The sequence below is a fragment of the Microcoleus sp. PH2017_34_RAT_O_A genome (assembly GCF_020737885.1).
GTDB lineage: Bacteria > Cyanobacteriota > Cyanobacteriia > Cyanobacteriales > Microcoleaceae > Microcoleus.
In genome coordinates this window covers 104,402-122,334 of sequence record NZ_JAEQDD010000003.1, presented here as the reverse complement: position 1 = coordinate 122,334, position 17,933 = coordinate 104,402, and the positions used below count along the sequence as shown (strand labels likewise).

The following is a 17,933-nucleotide window of genomic DNA, read 5'->3' as shown; positions in this document are numbered from 1 at the left end:
TACGTACCTTTTTGAATCTGTCTCGGTTAAAAAACCCGGTTTCTTGGTAGTGCGGCCTCTACTATTTGCCAAACAATCCCCAATCCCCAATCCAAAATCCCCAATCCTCAATTCAAAATCCAAAATCTTCAATCCAAAATCTAAAATCTAAAATCCAAAATCGATTGACGTTATACAAAATATTAGCTATGATTAGAGAACACGAGGGGCTGTAATGGTTTCGACAGGGTGGCGAAAGCTGCTCCGTGATGCAGGTCGAGAGGGAGTCTACTCTCGTTAATATCGGCTCAAAAAAAATAGTAAATGCGAACAACATCGTTCCTTTCGCTCGCAAAGCCGTAGCTGTAGCCTAAAAACTTCTCTAGCTTGGTTCAGAGTGTATGCCGCTTAACTCCGTTAAAGGCAGCATAACAACCCCCAACGGATGCCCTAGCTAAACGTTTCTAGTCGTCTAGCCGGGAAAGCAATCACTAGAAAATCCTCCCATTTAGGATAAAGATGGTTCCCGCCCCAAGGATCAGAGGGGATAAACCTGTGAACGATCGGAAGGTAAATACCCATTTTGGACGGCAGTTCGATTCTGCCCAGTTCCATAAAAAAGGTAGCGTAAAATCAATGGTTTAAGCCATTTGAAAGTTACCTTAAAGCATAAAAAGGGCAGAGAATTAATTCTCTGCCCTTTTTGTTTGGGCTATATCTCAAAGGAGTGATATCAAATCCGGTAGCATCGGAATTATTAGTAGCCAAAATCAGGAGACGGCAGTGCCGTGTCCCTACCGACAAATATTGTAGGGAGACGGCACTGCCCTGGACTCTATATCATTCTGGTGTAACCGGAATTGATATCATATCAATTTCATTAGTATCGCAATGATATAAACGGACGAAACGGCAGTGCCGTGTCCCTACAATTAATCATGGTAGGGACAGGGCACTGCCGTCTCCTCTTCATTCCTCAACCATAAGTTAGCAACCCATTAGTCAAGCTTGGGGATCAGATAACTATAACTTCCCCTCATCTATCGGTTCTTGGGGCCTGTCCGGCGATATACTGATATGCGGTAAAGCATTAAAAATCTTTACAAACACCCAAATCTCCAAGCCTACTCCTACTAAGGATGGGTGAAAAATTATATGGCGATCGCTCAAAAGCTGGAAACATGAACCCAGGAATTGACTTACAAGGAAGTTTTGTAGAAGCCCTGACGAATTTGGGCTTACCGGCGGACATCGCCCACGTGCTTTGGCTACCACTGCCAATGGTGCTGATGGTTGTCGGTGCTGTATTCGGGGTACTGACTAGCGTCTGGCTAGAGCGGAAAATTTCCGCCGCCGCTCAACAGCGGATTGGCCCGGAATTTCTCGGCCCCCTGGGAGTCCTAGCACCCGTTGCCGATGGCATGAAGTTGGTATTCAAAGAAGACATTGTACCGGCAAAAGCTGACGCGCTGCTGTTCACGCTCGGCCCGGTAATTGTCGTGATTCCAGTGTTTCTGTCCTACTTGATCGTACCCTTCGGAGAGCATATGCTCATCGCCGATATGGGGACAGCGATATTTCTCTGGATTGCTCTTTCTAGCATTCAGCCGATCGGCTTGCTGATGTCGGGCTATGCTTCTAACAACAAATACGCCCTCCTCGGCGGACTCAGAGCCGCTGCTCAATCCCTCAGCTACGAAATTCCCCTAGCTTTGGCAGTATTGGCAGTTGTGATGATGTCCAACAGCTTAAGTACGATCGACATCGTACACCAACAAGCCGGCTACGGCATCATCGGCTGGAACGTCTGGCGACAACCCGCAGGTTTCCTGATTTTCTGGATTGCAGCACTAGCCGAATGCGAACGTTTACCCTTTGACTTACCCGAAGCAGAAGAAGAATTGGTAGCAGGATATCAGACTGAGTATACAGGCATGAAATTTGCCTTATACTACATCGCTTCCTACGTTAACCTCGTCCTTTCTTGCCTGCTAGTAGCCGTTTTGTACCTCGGTGGTTGGGAATGCCCGATTCCCGTCGGAGTTATCACAAATGCCCTGGGATTGAGCGAAACAACTCCTTGGTTACAGGTAATTACCGGCACGCTGGGCATTACAATGACCTTGTTGAAAGCCTACTTTTTCCTGTTCTTGGCAGTTCTGCTCCGTTGGACTCTGCCACGAGTTCGGATTGACCAATTGCTAGATTTGGGATGGAAGTTTTTGCTTCCGGTTGCTCTAGTTAACTTGCTATTGACCGCAGCTTTGAAACTTGCCTTTCCCTTTGCTTTTGGCGGTTAATTCATAATAGGTAAAGGGCAACAGAAAAAATACCTGTTAACCAATTACCTATTATCAATTAGTAATTACCAAAAACTCAAGTACAGAGAGAGAACACGATGCTAAAATTCCTCAATCAAGTAGGCGCATACGCCAAAGAGACTGTTCAAGCTGCTAAGTATATCGGCCAAGGGCTAGCTGTGACCTTCGATCACATGAGACGCCGCCCGGTTACAGTGCAGTATCCTTACGAAAAACTAATTCCTTCCGAACGTTTTCGGGGCAGAATTCACTTTGAATTTGACAAGTGCATCTCCTGCGAAGTCTGTGTTCGAGTATGTCCAATCAACTTACCTGTGGTGGATTGGGAATTTAACAAAGAAACTAAGAAGAAGCAACTCAAGCACTACAGTATCGATTTCGGGGTGTGTATCTTCTGCGGTAACTGTGTAGAATATTGTCCGACTAATTGCTTGTCGATGACAGAAGAATACGAGTTGGCCGCCTACGAACGTCATGAATTGAATTATGACAATGTGGCACTAGGACGCTTGCCATACAAGGTTTCAGACGATCCGATGGTGACACCGTTGCGCGAATTCGCTTATTTGCCGAAAGGTGTGATGGACCCTCATGAAGTTTCCTACACCGATCGCCGTGCAGGCCTCCGCCCAGAGGAAATTCAGGAAAGTAAGTAATGGGAATGGGGAATGGGGAATCGGTAATTGGGAATGGGGAATGGGGAATGGGGAATCGGTAATAAGTTATTGGAACTAACAAACAACAAATTACCAACTACCAACTACCAATTACCAATTGCCAATTACCAATTGCCAATTACCAATTCTCAATTACCAATGCCCAATTACCGATGCCCAATGCCCAATTAACAAAGGATTAAAAATTGTGAATCTAGCCGAAGGGGTTCAAATTGTTTCATTTGGCATACTCGCCGTAATGATGATTGGAGGAGCATTAGGAGTAGTCCTGTTCTCCAACATCGTTTACTCAGCATTTCTGCTGTGTGGCGTATTTACCAGCATTGCCGGCTTGTACCTATTGTTGAATGCTGACTTTGTAGCAGCAGCCCAAATCTTAATTTATGTTGGCGCTGTTAACGTCTTAATTTTGTTTGCCATCATGTTGGTAAACAAACGAGAAGAGTTCCGCACAATTCCTAACGCTTGGGTGCGTCAAGTCGCAACCGCAGTCGTTTGTGCTGGTTTGTTTGCACTTTTGGGCACGATGGTAGTGTCTACTCCTTGGGCAATTGTGACAACGACGGGAGCACCCGCCGAAAGTTCGATCGTGACGATCGCCAAACACTTCTTCACCGACTATTTGCTACCTTTCGAGTTAGCATCGGTATTTTTGTTGATGGCAATGGTAGGAGCAATTGTGTTGGCGCGCCGCGATTTCTTTGCGGATGAACTGTCCGTGAAGCAATCAGATACACCAGCTTTTAGTTTGCCTGAACGCCCCCGCGAATTAGTTTCAGCCGGTGATGTTTCTTCACCGGAAACAAAGTAATTGTAGGGTGTGCACTGCGTACCTATCTGTTCGTCAGGCGAGAAACCTGGTTTCTGTTCGCAGCCTCTGTATCTGCCTGTTTTGTAGTAATTTAGACTGAGAGCAACTCCCAAAAATTATGCAACTGCAACTCCAGTATTTCCTGTTATTAGCTGCTGCACTTTTCTGCATTGGCATTTACGGTTTAATTACCAGCCGAAACGCCGTGCGGGTATTAATGTCGATCGAGTTGATGCTGAATGCAGTCAATCTCAATCTGATGGGTTTTTCTAACTATCTTGACCCCGTACAGATTAAAGGTCAAGTATTTACTGTTTTTGTAGTAACCGTTGCGGCTGCTGAGGCTGCTGTTGGTTTGGCGATCGTCTTGGCGATTTACCGCAACCGCAATACCGTAGACATGGAAGAGTTTAATCTGCTGAAATGGTAATCAGCGGTCATTAAGCTGTCAGAATTAAGGTGGAGGGTTGACCAAATTGGGGAATTTCGGTGCTTTAGCTCAAATATCCCCAACCCTCAACCCAATAAATTAGAAGCAAAAGACCATCAAGGGCGATCGGCTAATAGAGATAAGCTTGAAATGTTTTCAGATGTCGCAAAAGTATAAAATGTCTGAAAAGTATTGTGTAATAGCACTTTAAACAACTTCAAACCAAAACTCCCAGAGCAGTTGGTAAAAATCCTAATTACTGCCAATTCTCAATCAAGTCGCTGTAGAATACAGCAATACAGATAATTTTTCTAACCAATACTTCGGACTGGTGCAGCGGCTTGTGCAAGGCAAATATGTTTGTAGGGGCGAAGCATGACCGAAATCAATATGAGATGATAACTAATAACTTATATGCGGTCATGCTTCGCCCTCTTGAAAAGTGAGATGCACTCCTTCGGACAGTATTCGATCGCCAAGAAGAGCATCAAAGTTTCAAGGGGAGTCGGTAATCGAGTTGCCAACGGAAAATCAAGGGTTTCAGACTACAACTAAAAACTGTCCGGACTATTGCTCATAATTGTAGCTTATTTTAAATATCGCGATCCCGAAAGGGTGCAGTAGCGATCTGAATTTTGGAAACTTTGCTACTTGTAAGGAGTTTTTGTGTTACTTAAGTTCGGGTATCTTAAAAATTAGCAATTCCCGATTGTAACCTACCGAATTCATTGGGACTATCGTACCATTTTTTTAACTTATATTGAGTCATATCGGACAATCTATAGCAGTGGAAAGTGGACAGTTGACAGTTGACAGTTGCAGAACCCGAATCAAATCATTGATGCAGTACGGGTATCGGCTCTATTCATGAAGTTATTTATGCCCTCACCGATGTGGCGGTTGCTATAGTATGAGAAAAATTCAAAAACATACTGGTAAAGCCTTTGTAACTGCTGCGAGCGCAGCCTTATCAATTCTGGCGGCTACCATGATTCTCGATCGCTCCGAAACTCAGCGATTTCAGGAACAACAACAGGCAGATACTCTCAATCAACTGAGTACCGTGCGAGCCCGTTTGGAAGGGGCAATTAACACCAGACTTCTTCTCGTAGAAGCTTTAGTCACTCATGCTTCAACCCGTCCCGAACTCACCCAAGATGAATTTACAGCTATTGCTTCTCCTCTGTTGGAGAGGTATCGAGGGATTCGGAGTACGAACCTAGCCAAAAAATCGGCGATTAGTCATATTTATCCGGTTGTAGGCAACGAAAAAGCTGTTGGGTTAAACTTAGCAGCAACGCCGACCCAAAAAGAAGCTGTCGATCGAACTATTGCCTCAAAAAAATCGGTTGTTGCCGGCCCGGTTAAACTCGTACAAGGCGGTACTGCATTTATTAACCGATCGCCTATTTTTGTCAAATCAATAGAGGGAAAATCTGAATATTGGGGACTCGCGAGTATTTTGGTCAATCCCGAAACTATCTATGAAGAAGCCGGATTGTTACAAGAATCATCTAACTTAAAATATGTACTGCGTGGCAAAGATGGATTGGGGGAAAAAGGTGAGGTTTTTTTCGGCAATGGGGCAATTTTTCAGGAAAAACCCGTTTTTCTTTCCGTCACGTTACCGAACGGTTCTTGGCAGTTGGCCGCCGTTCCTAAAACTGGATGGTATGACCATTCACCAGTTACTATTTGGTTGAGGGGAGGAGGTATGACGATCGCACTTGTGGGAAGCATCGGTGTCTTCATTTTAGCTAGCGAACCGGCACGGTTGCAATTGGCGATCGATCGCGCCACCGCCGCATTGCGCCAAAATGAAGAAACACTCAAACAGAAGAATGCCGAGATGAAAGCCTTGAATTCAGCGTTATCTGAAAGCGAAGGTCGCCTATCGCAATTCCTCGATGCCATGCCCATTGGTGTTTTTGTCACCGACAGTCACGGAAATCCCTACTACACCAATCAAACTGGACAGCATCTTCTCGGTCAAGGTGTGGTAGCATCCGTTGCCGAACAAATTCAGATTCAATACAAAATTTACCAAGCTGGTAGCGATCGCATTTATCCTCAAGAATCAGATCCCCTGTTAAATGCGTTGCAAGGAAAAAGCGTGCGTCGCGAGGATATGGAAATTCATCATCCAGACAAAATTATTCCCATTGAAAGCGCAGGAACGCCGATTTACGATGCGGATGGAAACCTAAGTTATGCGATCGCAGCTTTCCAGGATATCACCGAACGCAAACAAGCTGAAAAATTGCGCGAAGATTACAATCGAACATTAGAGGAACAAGTTGCCGAACGCACAGCCGAACTATCCCAAACCTTAACCGAACTCCAACTAACTCAAGATGAATTAGTGCAATCGGAAAAAATGGCAGCATTAGGTCAACTCGTAGCAGGAGTTGCTCACGAAATTAACACCCCGTTAGGAGCAATTCGCTCTTCTGTTAGTTATATTACCGACTTTCTCAACGAAAACCTCAGCCAATTTCCCACATTATTTCGCGAACTTACCCCAGAACGAGAAACACAATTTTTGGAATTGTTGCAACGATCCATTGCCAACACCACGATCGTATCCGGTCGCGAACGCCGACAACTCAGAAAAACAATTACTAGCCAACTCGCAGCCCAAAACATTGAGAAATCTGAAGGATTAGCCAATATCCTCCTCGACTTAGGAGTTCACGATCGCCTCGAACCTTTATTCTCACTTCTACGACAAAGCGACAGCGACCAATTTCTCAAAACTGTACGGGCCTTTGTGCGCTTGCAGGCCAGCACCCGAGATATTAACATCGCCAGCGATCGTGCCGCCAAAGCCGTGTTTGCCCTAAAAACCTACGCCCGACACGACTCTAGCGGTGAAACAATCGAAGCCAACATCCTCGACGGCATAGATGCAGTTTTGACCCTCTATCAAAGTCAGATCAGACAGGGTATAGAATTAACTAAAAACTACGAACATATCCCACCCATTCAGTGTTATTTTGACGAACTCAACCAAGTGTGGACGAATTTGATTCATAACGCCCTACAAGCGATGAATAACAAAGGATCTCTCACCGTTAACGCAATTCACAATCACGAAAATATCCAAATTAGCATTGCCGACAGTGGCACGGGGATTCCCCCAGAAATCCACTCGAAAATATTCCAACCTTTCTTTACCACTAAACCTCCAGGCGAAGGAAGCGGATTAGGACTGGATATCGTTCGCAAAATCGTTGCAAAACATCGGGGACAGATTACTTTTGAATCTCGTCCAGGTCAAACCACATTTACAGTTATCCTACCAATAGAGCGTTAAAAAAAAAATGAGTAAACCTATTGTGATTTGTATTGATGACGAGCAAATTGTTCTGGATAGCCTCATCCGAGAAATATCAGAATCTTTAGACAATGAATGCGATATTGAAACAGCACTGGGAGGTGCGGAAGCATTAGAGTTGGTGGATGAGTTAATCAAAGATGGTAGTGAAATTGCGCTGGTGATTTCTGACTATATCATGCCAGATATCAAAGGAGATGAAGTCCTACGATACGTTCACGAAAAACTCCCACAAACTCTAAAAATTATGTTGACAGGCGAGGCAACAGTTGAAGGAATCGTGAATGCGATTAACTCCGCAAAACTCTATCGATATATTTCCAAACCTTGGCACAAAGTCGATTTAAAATTAACAGTTAAAGAAGCAATTAAAAGTTACGTGCAGGAAAGAAAGCTAGCCGAACAGAATAAACGATTAATAGAAAATGAACAGCGATTGAGACATTTTTTAGAAGCTATGCCAATTGGTGTATCGGTTCATAACGCTCTGGGACAACTAACCTACGCCAATCAAAAATCTAAGGAATTGTTTGAAATCGCAGAAGGGACAATCTCGAATATCGAAAATTTACCCCATATTTATGCTTTGTATCAAAGCGAGCGCCAAGATTTGTGCCGATCGCCAGACTTGCCGATCGCGCGTTCTTTGTCAGGAGAAATAGTGCGAACTGACGATCTAGAAATTCATCAAGAAAAACGGATCGTTCCTTTAGAGATTTCTTCGACACCAATTCGCGATGAAACTGGAAAAATTTGTTATGCGATTGCCACTTTTTCCGATATTACAGAAAGGAAACAAGCCGAAAAACTTAGAGAGAATTACAATCGTAATTTAGAATCTCAAGTTTCCGAAAGAACGCAACAGCTACAGCAAAAAAACGAAGAACTTGCCAATACTTTAAAACAGCTAGAATCAGCTCAGCAGGAATTGATTCATTCTGAAAAAATGGCAGCATTAGGTCAACTGATTGCGGGAGTTGCCCACGAAATCAATACGCCTTTGGGTGCGATTCAATCCTCTGTTAAATATATTGGCGATTACTTCTCGGAAAATTTGGCTGCATTACCGACATGGTTTCGACAGTTGACACCCGAAAAAGAATTACAATTTAAGGAATTATTAGCGCGATCGCTGCTAAATCCTGCATTGATTTCTGGAAGGGAAAGACGACAACTGAGAAAAGCAATCGTCGCCCAACTAGAAACCCAAAATCTCAGTAATGCTGATACTCTTGCCAATTTGCTTCTCGATCTTAAAATCTACGAAAATATAGAACCTCTGTTCAATTTATTTCAAGAGCCCAGCAGCGAAATATTTCTCAAAACAGTCCGCTCTTTTGTGCGATTGCAAGAAAGCACTAGAGATATCAATACTGCCTCTGAAAGAGCTGCAAAAGTTGTATTTGCACTCAAAACCTATGCCAGACAAAATCTCAACGAGCAAAAAATTAAAGTCAATATTATCGAAGGATTAGAAGCAGTTCTGACACTTTATCAAAATCCAATCAAACATGGAGTAGAATTAATCAAAAACTATGAAGATTTGCCTCAGATCGAATGCTATTTCGATGAACTCAATCAAGTTTGGACAAACTTAATTCACAATGCTTTGCAAGCGATGAATTATCGGGGAATACTCAGAGTAGATGCCGCTCGATTGAATGGTAACATTGAAGTCAGTATTACCGATAGCGGTAATGGCATACCAGAAGAGATTCAAGATAAAATCTTTCAGCCATTTTTTACCACTAAGCCTCCAGGAGAGGGCAGCGGTTTAGGGCTGGACATCGTAAAAAAAATTATTGAAAAACATGGAGGGACAATTCATTTTCGATCGCTGCCTGGAAAAACTACTTTTATTGTGGCATTGCCAGCAGATCTTTAGAGTAATTTGATGTTAAATTGTTTGTAATTTCAGCAAAAAAAATAATTATGCCTAAGCTTGCAATTCTGTGTGTTGATGATGAAGTTGTTATTTTAAACAGCGTTTTGCGACAAATTCAAGAAGAATTTGATGACCAATATGTATATGAAACTGCCGAAAATGCAGAAGAAGCACTAGAAGTTTTAGACGAACTTTATGAAGAAGGAACTCAAGTCGTAATTATTGTTTCTGATTGGTTAATGCCGGGAATGAAAGGCGATGAATTGCTCGTTGAAGTCCAGAAAAGGTTTCCAGGAACGGTGAAAATTTTATTAACCGGACAGGCAGATGATGCAGCGATCGAACGAGCCCAAAAAGAAGCAGATCTTCATCATCTTATTCCCAAACCTTGGACAAAGCAAGAACTGATTAACTCCATCAAGTCGGGAATTGAAAAATTATAAATTAATCCCACCTTAGAGGAATATGAAAAAACCAGTCATTCTGTGTGTCGATGATGAGCAAATGATTCTTGATAGCCTCAGAAAAGAACTATCAGAAACCCTGGAAAATCAATATCAAATAGAAACAGCGCATGACGGGCATGAAGCGCTGCAAATGGTTGATGATTTATTAGAAGATGGTCATCAAATTGCTGTCGTGATTGCCGACTACATGATGCCCAGAATGAAAGGAGATGAAGTCTTAAAAGAAATTCACAACAAGTCTCCTTCAACAATTACAATCATGCTGACGGGGCAAGCGAGTATCGAGGGAGTCACCAATGCCATTAATACGGCAAAACTCTATCGGTACATAGCTAAGCCCTGGCAAGCTGAAGATTTATTTTTGACGATAACAGAGGCTACAAAAAGTTATATGCAAGCAAAAAATATAATTAAACAAAATATAGAATTAATTAAAATAAACCAAAATTTAATTTCTTTAAATACAGCTTGTTCTCGCTTCGTACCGGATGAGTTTCTAAAATTGTTGAACAAAGAAAATCTTGTCGATATTGAACTTGGTGATTCTGTGAAAAAAGAGATGTCAGTTATGTTTTCTGATATTCGATCGTTTACAAGTCTTTCAGAAACCATGCCTTTAGAAGATATTTTTAAATTTATTAACAGCTATTTTTCTATAATGGAACCCGCTATTATTGAGAATAATGGGTTAATTGACAAATATATTGGCGATGCGATTATGGCATTATTTGGTAGTGTTTATCATGCGGATTATGCCGTCAAGGCGGGAATCTCTATGCTCAAAAAACTTGCCGAATACAATCTAACCCGAAAAGCACGCGATCGCCCTCCCATTAAAATTGGCATCGGTATCAATACAGGAATGTTAATGCTTGGAACTGTCGGCGGAAAATTTCGTATGGACGGGACAACAATCGGCGATGCTGTCAATATAGCCTCCCGACTAGAAACTTTAACTAAGCTGTATGGCGTGCCTTTGTTGATTAGCGATTGCACATTTTTAGGGTTAAAAGATGCTAATCAATATTGCATTCGTTTAGTCGATCTTGTACAAGTTAAAGGCAAATCTAAAGTGGTATCCGTCTTTGAAGTCTTGGATGCAGATCCGCCGGAAATTCAAGAGCAAAAACTCGCTACTAAAACCGAGTTTGAGCAAGGGTTAGTATTTTACACAACAGAAGAATGGGAAGCTGCTTCCCGATGTTTTGAAAAATGCTTGCAGCATAATCCACAAGATACTGTAGCACAATTACACTGGAATCGATGCCAAAATAAATACTCGAATTAAAGGGCGATGAATGCTGGAAATAGTCGGATTATTGGTTATTTGAGAAGATATACCAATAACCAATAATCAATGATATCGTGTCCGATCCATTAACCGCAATTAGATTCGATCGCGCGTGGCCACGAAAGTCCGCAAAATGGAGCGGACTTGCGTGGGTACTACCAACTGTTTTTGTTATGGTAATTGACCGGAAATGATATGACTAATCACTAATGACTTCTAGTAATTTCTAGAGTGATTTTGCCTCCAAAATCAGGAATCGGGGCGGCAGGTTTTGAAAGTTGTAACTTAACTTTATCAACCAACGGTAGTTGTAAAAGCGCTTGGGCGATCGTATCTGCTAACCGTTCGATCAATAAAAACTTGGAGTTTTTGACTAACTCTTGAATCAGGGTAATGGCACTGCGGTAATCGAGAGTATGTTCAATATCATCACTTTTTCCAGCTTTCGACAAATCTAGCCAGAGAGTGACATCCACTTCAAACCACTGCCCCAAAACCTGCTCTTCCGGTAGGTAGCCCGTGTAGCCGTAGCAGCGAATTCCTGTAAGTTGAATACAATCCATTGTGAAATAAACTAAAAGTAAGTTGCCTATACCAAATTGTATTAAACCAGATAAAGTTATCCTGGGTGCATTTCAATTTGGAAAGGGCGAAGATATTTGCAAAAATGAGATGCACCCGTTCTCCTTCTCTTGTATCTCTTTCTTTCTCCCCTCTGCGCCCTCTGCGCCCTCTGTGGTTAAATAACTCTTATTCTATCTTAAATTTTACAACTGCCCTCCCTTCTCCAAATTATCCAGAAAATCCTCAGCAACTTCACACCATTTCTGCCTAATTTCTGCATCTTCGGGCTTGTCTGTCAATGTACGACCTTGTAATTCGGGATATTTATTGTAAAATAATTCATCTACTTTTTGATAGAATATATCTGGGTCAATGTTGAGATTTTTGCGACGCTTTCCAATTTTTTCTTGCCTAGCTATTTCTGCATCTAAAGACGTATTTGTGGGAAATTGTGGAAGTTCCGGAAACTTGGGTAATTCAGGCAGTTTGGGTAGGGTAAAACCAGATTTGACGGCACCAAAAGCTAACACTCCCGGCAATAAAACCACGCTTAAACTAGCGACAGTTTTCCAAGGAATTAATTTTAAAATATTGGTGTTTTTAACAATTTGAGGGTTTTGGTTGACAGGAGTATGATTGCTGGTAGGAGTTTGAGTGGCGTTTTTGAAGGGGCGGCCGACAAAATTCATTGTGACCATTTGGGAGATTATACTGCCAATTTGGGATAATTTTGGGTCTTTGAGTGCTTCACGGACTTCTTTTGCAGATTGGTAGCGATCGCCTGATCGATCTGCTAACATCCGATCCAATACCATCCCTAAGTTTTGACTGACACTGACGCGATCCCGCCAATCCCAGGTTTTTTGATTAACATCGTACAATTTCTGAGGCTTTTTCCCTGTCAGCAAGACTAAAGCGGTGACAGCCAAAGCATACAAATCGCTAGCCGGAGACACTTTACCCTGTCGCATTTGTTCGATCGGCGAATATCCCTGTTTGCCGATCGCCGTATCCGATTGTCCCTTAGACTGAAATAGAGCACTCGCTGCGATTTGTTTGACAGAACCAAAATCAATTAAAAACGGTAGTTTGTCAGCATCATGCTGAATAATATTGTCCGGCGAGATATCGCGGTGAATTAAATTTTTCGAGTGGATGTATTCTAAAACTGGTAAAAGCTGAAATAGTATTTGAGTAACTTCGGCTTCGCTAAAATTTTTACCTTGTTGCTGGCGCGATATCAGTATTTCTTCGTAGGTTTGACCAGGGATATAATCTTGCACTAAAAACAAAGCTTGACTACCGCCGATATCGGTTCGCAGAAGTTCCCGAAAGCGGGGGATTTGCGGGTGTTGAAGGCTGTAAAGCATACTCGATTCGCGATCGAACAATTCGGCGGCTTTGGGGCTTTGAACCACCGGGGAAAACTCTTTGAGCACGCAATGTTCGTTGTAACGATTGATATCTTCTGCGAGGTAAGTCCGCCCGAAGCCGCCGCGGCCTAATTCGCGGATGATGCGGTAGCGTTTTTCGAGGGTGGAACCTGGGGCTAGGGGGGAAGGGTTGGACATAAACCAGGGCGGATTGTTCGATTTGGGGAGTCGCGGGGGACGGTATAGCTTATTGTAGCTAAGTTTGGTTGGCTGTGAGGGCGATCGCACTTTGATGGTGTAGAGGTTTGTGATTTGATTAAATCAATTAATTAAATCATCTATATCTTCTATGAGAGTCATAGGAATAGACGATCAGAGAAGTTTGACTTAAAGTATAACTAAGAAGTAAGAAACGGCTTCACAAAAATACTAGATACCCGACTTTTTTTAAAGTCGGGTGTCTAACAGCCTACTCTTAAAATCATCCCAACTGCGATCGCGCTTATTCACCTGCTTTTTCTGCTAACTTATGCTCTTTCAAAGCTTCTAACTGCTTTCTGACTCTTTCCCGGCGACGCACGTAAAGCGGGCTATTTTGTAAATCGACTTCTGCTAGAGCCTGAGCCTGCGCCAACTTCATATTCAAATCTTCCAACATTAAATTCACTTCGCGCCAGCGAGCTATTGATTTTGCTCTAGTCTCCGCATCAGGAATTTTTTTTTCATTATTCATAATAAGTTCCAATTTCTTTTTGTTTCTTGAGCTGTTGCCTCTACAGCATAGGCTGTAGCGACTGCCTGTTCGATTGACTGATACAGTAAATTTAGTGTAGCAGAATTAGCTGCTGGTTGAGACTCAGCTATCTGCAACACTAACCCATAAATGCGATTGTACAAAGTTCTTAACCTTTCCTCTGCATTTCTGACTTGCTCTAGCTCATCAATCGTCTCATCTGTCTCGCCATATTGCTCAAACAAGCTAGACTCCGTTTCCGTCGCTAGGTTAATCACTTGAAACAAGCGAGGCAACAAGTTAGAAATTGTGGTTAAGGTTTCATCTGGTAAATTCGCCATAATGCAATTAGACTTTCACTCCTAGCACAGCACAGGTGATTTTACCATATAGCCGCGATTTCAAACTCTAAATTCCCTCTCACATCCTGTGCTGTTCTTAATGATAACTCTGCGCGATTATTGACTTTTTACAAATCCCGATGAGTGAATTCCTTAGCCTCATTCCCCACATAACTAGCCGCAATATGACCATCTCCAACCACTCGATACTTATACGTCACCAACCCTTCTAAACCAACAGGCCCGCGAGGTGGCATTTGCTGCGTACTAATCCCCACTTCTGCACCGAAACCGTAGCGGAAACCATCGGCAAATCGAGTCGAACAATTATGATAAACTCCGGCCGCATCTACTCCATTTAAAAATGTTTCGGCGGCTTCGCTATCTTCGGTGACAATCACATCTGTGTGTCTCGAACCGTAAGTGTTGATGTGATTAATTGCCTCTTCCACAGAATCTACGATTTTGATTGACAAAATCAAATCGCTGTATTCTGTTGACCAATCTGTTTCTGTAGCTGCGGCAATATCCAAGATGGCGCGAGTTGGTTCGTCTCCCCGCAGTTCGACTTTTTTTTGCTGCAATGCTTCGGCAACTATGGGCAGGAATTTGGGCGCGATCGCACTGTGAACTAACATAGTTTCAATGGCATTACACGCGGCGGGATATTGAGTTTTGGCATCGACGGCAATCTCTACTGCTTTGTTGATATCCGCAGCTTTGTCTGCATACAAATGACAAATTCCGTCGGCGTGTCCCAACACAGGAATTCGGGTATTGTCCTGCACAAACTGGACAAAAGAGTTGGAACCTCTGGGAATAATTAAATCTATATATTCATCCATTTTTAGCAGTTCGATTGTTTCTTCCCGCGTGGTTAATAACTGGACTACTTCGGGATTGACTGCGGTTTCTGCTAATGCTTGGCGAATGACTTTTGTCAAGATTTCGCAGGAACGGACTGCCTCTCTGCCGCCTTTGAGAATTACGCCGTTGCCGGATTTGATTGCCAAGGATACTATCTGAATTAAGGCTTCTGGGCGCGCTTCAAAAATAATCCCTAAAACCCCTAAAGGACAGGTGATACGCTTCAGAATTAATCCTGTGTCTAATTCGCGGTGAATTTGGACGACACCGATCGCCTCTGGGAGCTTGGCAACGTCGCGCACACCCGCGATCGCACTTTGCAACTTGCTTTCGTCTAACTTCAGGCGATCGTACAGCGGTTTGGCAATGCCATCCGCCTCAGCAGCCTTGCAATCAGCAGCATTCGCCGCCAAAACATCCGGCGCAGCAGCTTCTAAAGCTTTAGCAATAGCTTCAATCGCTTGATTTTTGGCATCAGCGGACAAAACTGCCAATTTCCTAGCAGCTTGGCGCGTTTTTTGGGCAATTTCAATAATCGACATGGCGTTCATTCAGTTGACAGTTGACAGTTGACAGTTGACAGTTGACAGTTGACAGTTGACAGTTGACAGTTGACAGTTGACAGTTGACAGTTGACAGTTGACAGTTGACAGTTGACAGTTGACAGTTGACAGTTGACAGTTGACAGCTTGAGGGCGACCTCGAATTGTCTGATTTTAATTTCTCCATACAAGGGTTCCGGCTTGAAACCAATTCTTTTTTGTAACTTTGAAATATAGCCTTTCTCAAAAAGATGAGGGATAACTGACAGCTTATATAACCAATTAAACCAAGAAGGGCCCAAGCCCAACAACGTACCTCATCTTTCTGATGACCGCTATAAATAGTTTTGATTGTTGAGTTTTGAAATGGGAATTGGATTTTTGGAAATAAATTGGGCGGGCGGTTTTCCATCTTAACAATTTACAGGAAATTATATATTTTTGTTGAGACTCCTTAGCGCGCTCCGTAGTGACAGGTTAAAACAGTGAAGTATAGATAAATTCCCACGGTAATTACCTTTTGTCAATAACCTTAGGAGAATATTATGTCATCTCAAGCTCCTTTACGCAAGGCAGGGCGATCGCCCAAAGCCGGGATTAAACTGATCCAGAAAACTGGCGGAAACCTCGTTTTAGCTTCCGGCGCCACTATCATCATGCTATTTGGTATGGTGTTCGTGTTATCCTTAGCCTCAGTTTTCATTCTCAACGGCCCCGATCCAGTTACCGGATTGGCGATCGCACTTCCCATAACTCTGATTTTTAACATTGCGGCTTTTTTCCTATCGCCTTACTTGATGGACTTAACTCAAAATTGGCTCTACAATACTCGCTGGGTTTCCCTAGCAGAAATTGACAGCCTGAGTCCAGAAACGGCGAAAGTTATTCAGAAGGTTTGCAAACAGAAAAACCTCAAACAGCCGCGTTTAGGAATTATCGACGACCAAAACCCTACTGCTTTTACCTACGGTTCCTTTCCTAACAGCGCTCGCTTAGTCGTCAGTCAAGGTCTTTTCACCTATTTAGACGACGATGAAATTGCCACTGTTTACGCCCACGAACTCGGTCACATCGTCCATTGGGACTTTGCAGTAATGACTTTAGCTTCAACTTTAGTGCAGATTACTTATTTAATTTACACTACAGCTCAAAGCCTCGGTCGAAGCGCTGGCGATAAAGCTAGAAGTGCGGCAGGTAGCGTCGCTGCTGTGGCTTATTTTTTTTACATCGCCGGCACTTATTTGCTGCTGTATCTGTCGCGGACACGAGAATATTTTGCAGACCATTTTGCCGCCGAAACTACCGGAAACCCCAACGCTTTATCGCGCGCTTTGGTAAAAATTGCTTACGGTATTTTGGAAGAAGGAGAAAGAGCAACGGAACCCAGCCGCTTGTTAGAAGGAACTCGCGCTTTAGGCATTTACGATGCAAAAGCTGCGGTATCTAGCGGTACTGCTTACCGGATTTCGTCGAAACCGGAAAAAATTGGACGAGTTTTTCTGTGGGATATGTTCAATCCGTGGGGTTGGTGGATGGAGTTGAATTCGACTCACCCGCTGACTGGTAAGCGAGTTCGCGCGTTGAGCACCTATGCGGAACAATTAGGCTTGGATATTGAGTTTGACATGGGTCGGATTGTGGGCGAGGGTCACCATTTGAGCAAGCGGAAATTGTACGGAAATTTCTTTTTTGATTTGCTGCTGTACAGTGCGGAAACTCTGGGTTTGGCGGTGGGTTTTGCGATCGGCATTTCCCTCTCGGCTGCGAATCCGATGATGATGGTTGCTTGTGCTTTAATCGGTTTGGGCGTGGGAATTTTAATCAAAGCTTTGGTGATGTTCCCGAATTACGCACAAGCAGAAGAGTTGGATGTTTTAACTTTAATGTCTGACCCTTATGCTAGTCCTTTACGCGGTCAACCTGCGAAACTACAAGGCGAATTAATTGGTCGCGGTGATGCGGGTTATGCGTTTGGTTCTGATTTGAAATTGCAAGACAGAACGGGAATGATGTATCTACATTATGCTTCTCGTTTTGGGCCGATTGGTAATTTTCTGTTTGGGATGAAACGGGTTAAAAGTTTGATTGGTATGGATGTTAGTGCTTTGGGTTGGTTCCGCCGGGGTGTGGCGCCTTGGATGGATTTGATTCAGCTTGAAAGCGATAGCGGTACGACGGTTAGCAGCTATCACCGTTTCTGGTCTTTTGTGATGGGGATTGGTGCGATCGCGATCGGTATTGCAGTTCTATTTCTGTAATTTCCAGCTTAACATTTGAAAGGACTGAAGTCCTTACTACAAACCTGGTTCGTAGTG

14 protein-coding genes and 1 other RNA gene are annotated in these 17,933 nt (G+C 43.2%); 10 read left to right on the top strand and 5 right to left on the bottom strand.

All coding sequences use genetic code 11. The features are described 5' to 3' along the window. The first annotated feature begins 205 nt into the window (after positions 1-205). From ssrA to JGK11_RS02750, 9 genes are all read left to right on the top strand, one after another. Positions 206-596: a transfer-messenger RNA gene (gene ssrA / locus JGK11_RS02790) on the top strand. 564 nt (positions 597-1,160) lie between these two features. Continuing rightward, positions 1,161-2,279, top strand: coding sequence for an NADH-quinone oxidoreductase subunit NuoH (nuoH, locus tag JGK11_RS02785; protein WP_293176334.1), 1,119 nt, complete (start codon positions 1,161-1,163; stop codon positions 2,277-2,279). Positions 2,280-2,377: 98 nt separating this feature from the next. Further along, a complete protein-coding gene (gene ndhI / locus JGK11_RS02780; RefSeq protein ID WP_293176251.1) occupies positions 2,378-2,956 on the top strand; it encodes an NAD(P)H-quinone oxidoreductase subunit I in 579 nt (192 codons plus the stop codon). 208 nt (positions 2,957-3,164) lie between these two features. After that, complete coding sequence (locus JGK11_RS02775; protein WP_293176247.1) at positions 3,165-3,788, top strand: NADH-quinone oxidoreductase subunit J; 624 nt, start codon at positions 3,165-3,167, stop codon at positions 3,786-3,788. Positions 3,789-3,912: 124 nt separating this feature from the next. Next, complete coding sequence (gene nuoK, locus JGK11_RS02770) at positions 3,913-4,218, top strand: NADH-quinone oxidoreductase subunit NuoK (RefSeq protein ID WP_228042566.1); 306 nt, start codon at positions 3,913-3,915, stop codon at positions 4,216-4,218. Positions 4,219-5,128: 910 nt separating this feature from the next. Next, positions 5,129-7,534: an ATP-binding protein gene (locus JGK11_RS02765; protein WP_293210473.1), complete on the top strand. Its 2,406-nt coding sequence runs from the start codon at positions 5,129-5,131 to the stop codon at positions 7,532-7,534. Positions 7,535-7,541: 7 nt separating this feature from the next. Next, on the top strand, positions 7,542-9,440 hold the full coding sequence (locus JGK11_RS02760) for an ATP-binding protein (RefSeq protein ID WP_293176243.1): 1,899 nt from the start codon (positions 7,542-7,544) through the stop codon (positions 9,438-9,440). Positions 9,441-9,487: 47 nt separating this feature from the next. Beyond that, on the top strand, positions 9,488-9,883 hold the full coding sequence (locus JGK11_RS02755) for a response regulator (protein ID WP_293176241.1): 396 nt from the start codon (positions 9,488-9,490) through the stop codon (positions 9,881-9,883). A gap of 22 nt (positions 9,884-9,905) precedes the next feature. Next, on the top strand, positions 9,906-11,195 hold the full coding sequence (locus tag JGK11_RS02750; protein WP_293176239.1) for an adenylate/guanylate cyclase domain-containing protein: 1,290 nt from the start codon (positions 9,906-9,908) through the stop codon (positions 11,193-11,195). Positions 11,196-11,404: 209 nt separating this feature from the next. Here JGK11_RS02750 and folB read toward each other — a convergent pair whose 3' ends face one another. From folB to JGK11_RS02725, 5 genes are all read right to left on the bottom strand, one after another. After that, positions 11,405-11,761 carry a dihydroneopterin aldolase gene (folB, locus tag JGK11_RS02745; RefSeq protein WP_293176237.1) on the bottom strand — a complete coding sequence of 119 codons (357 nt, stop codon included), beginning with the start codon at positions 11,759-11,761 and terminating at the stop codon, positions 11,405-11,407. A 204-nt stretch (positions 11,762-11,965) separates the two neighbouring features. Then, a complete protein-coding gene (locus tag JGK11_RS02740; protein ID WP_293176235.1) occupies positions 11,966-13,333 on the bottom strand; it encodes a serine/threonine-protein kinase in 1,368 nt (455 codons plus the stop codon). A 304-nt stretch (positions 13,334-13,637) separates the two neighbouring features. Next, positions 13,638-13,868: a hypothetical protein gene (locus JGK11_RS02735; RefSeq protein ID WP_293176233.1), complete on the bottom strand. Its 231-nt coding sequence runs from the start codon at positions 13,866-13,868 to the stop codon at positions 13,638-13,640. After that, the gene (locus tag JGK11_RS02730) at positions 13,865-14,209 is read right to left on the bottom strand and encodes a hypothetical protein (protein ID WP_293176231.1); all 345 of its coding nucleotides are present in this window, start codon (positions 14,207-14,209) and stop codon (positions 13,865-13,867) included. Before JGK11_RS02730 ends, JGK11_RS02735 begins: the two co-directional genes overlap by 4 nt. Positions 14,210-14,337: 128 nt before the next feature. Then, positions 14,338-15,618 carry a glutamate-5-semialdehyde dehydrogenase gene (locus JGK11_RS02725; protein WP_366053318.1) on the bottom strand — a complete coding sequence of 427 codons (1,281 nt, stop codon included), beginning with the start codon at positions 15,616-15,618 and terminating at the stop codon, positions 14,338-14,340. Between the two features lie 545 nt (positions 15,619-16,163). Between JGK11_RS02725 and JGK11_RS02720 the strand changes: the two genes are divergently transcribed. Further along, positions 16,164-17,876: a zinc metalloprotease HtpX gene (locus JGK11_RS02720; RefSeq protein ID WP_293210467.1), complete on the top strand. Its 1,713-nt coding sequence runs from the start codon at positions 16,164-16,166 to the stop codon at positions 17,874-17,876. Positions 17,877-17,933 lie beyond the last annotated feature (57 nt).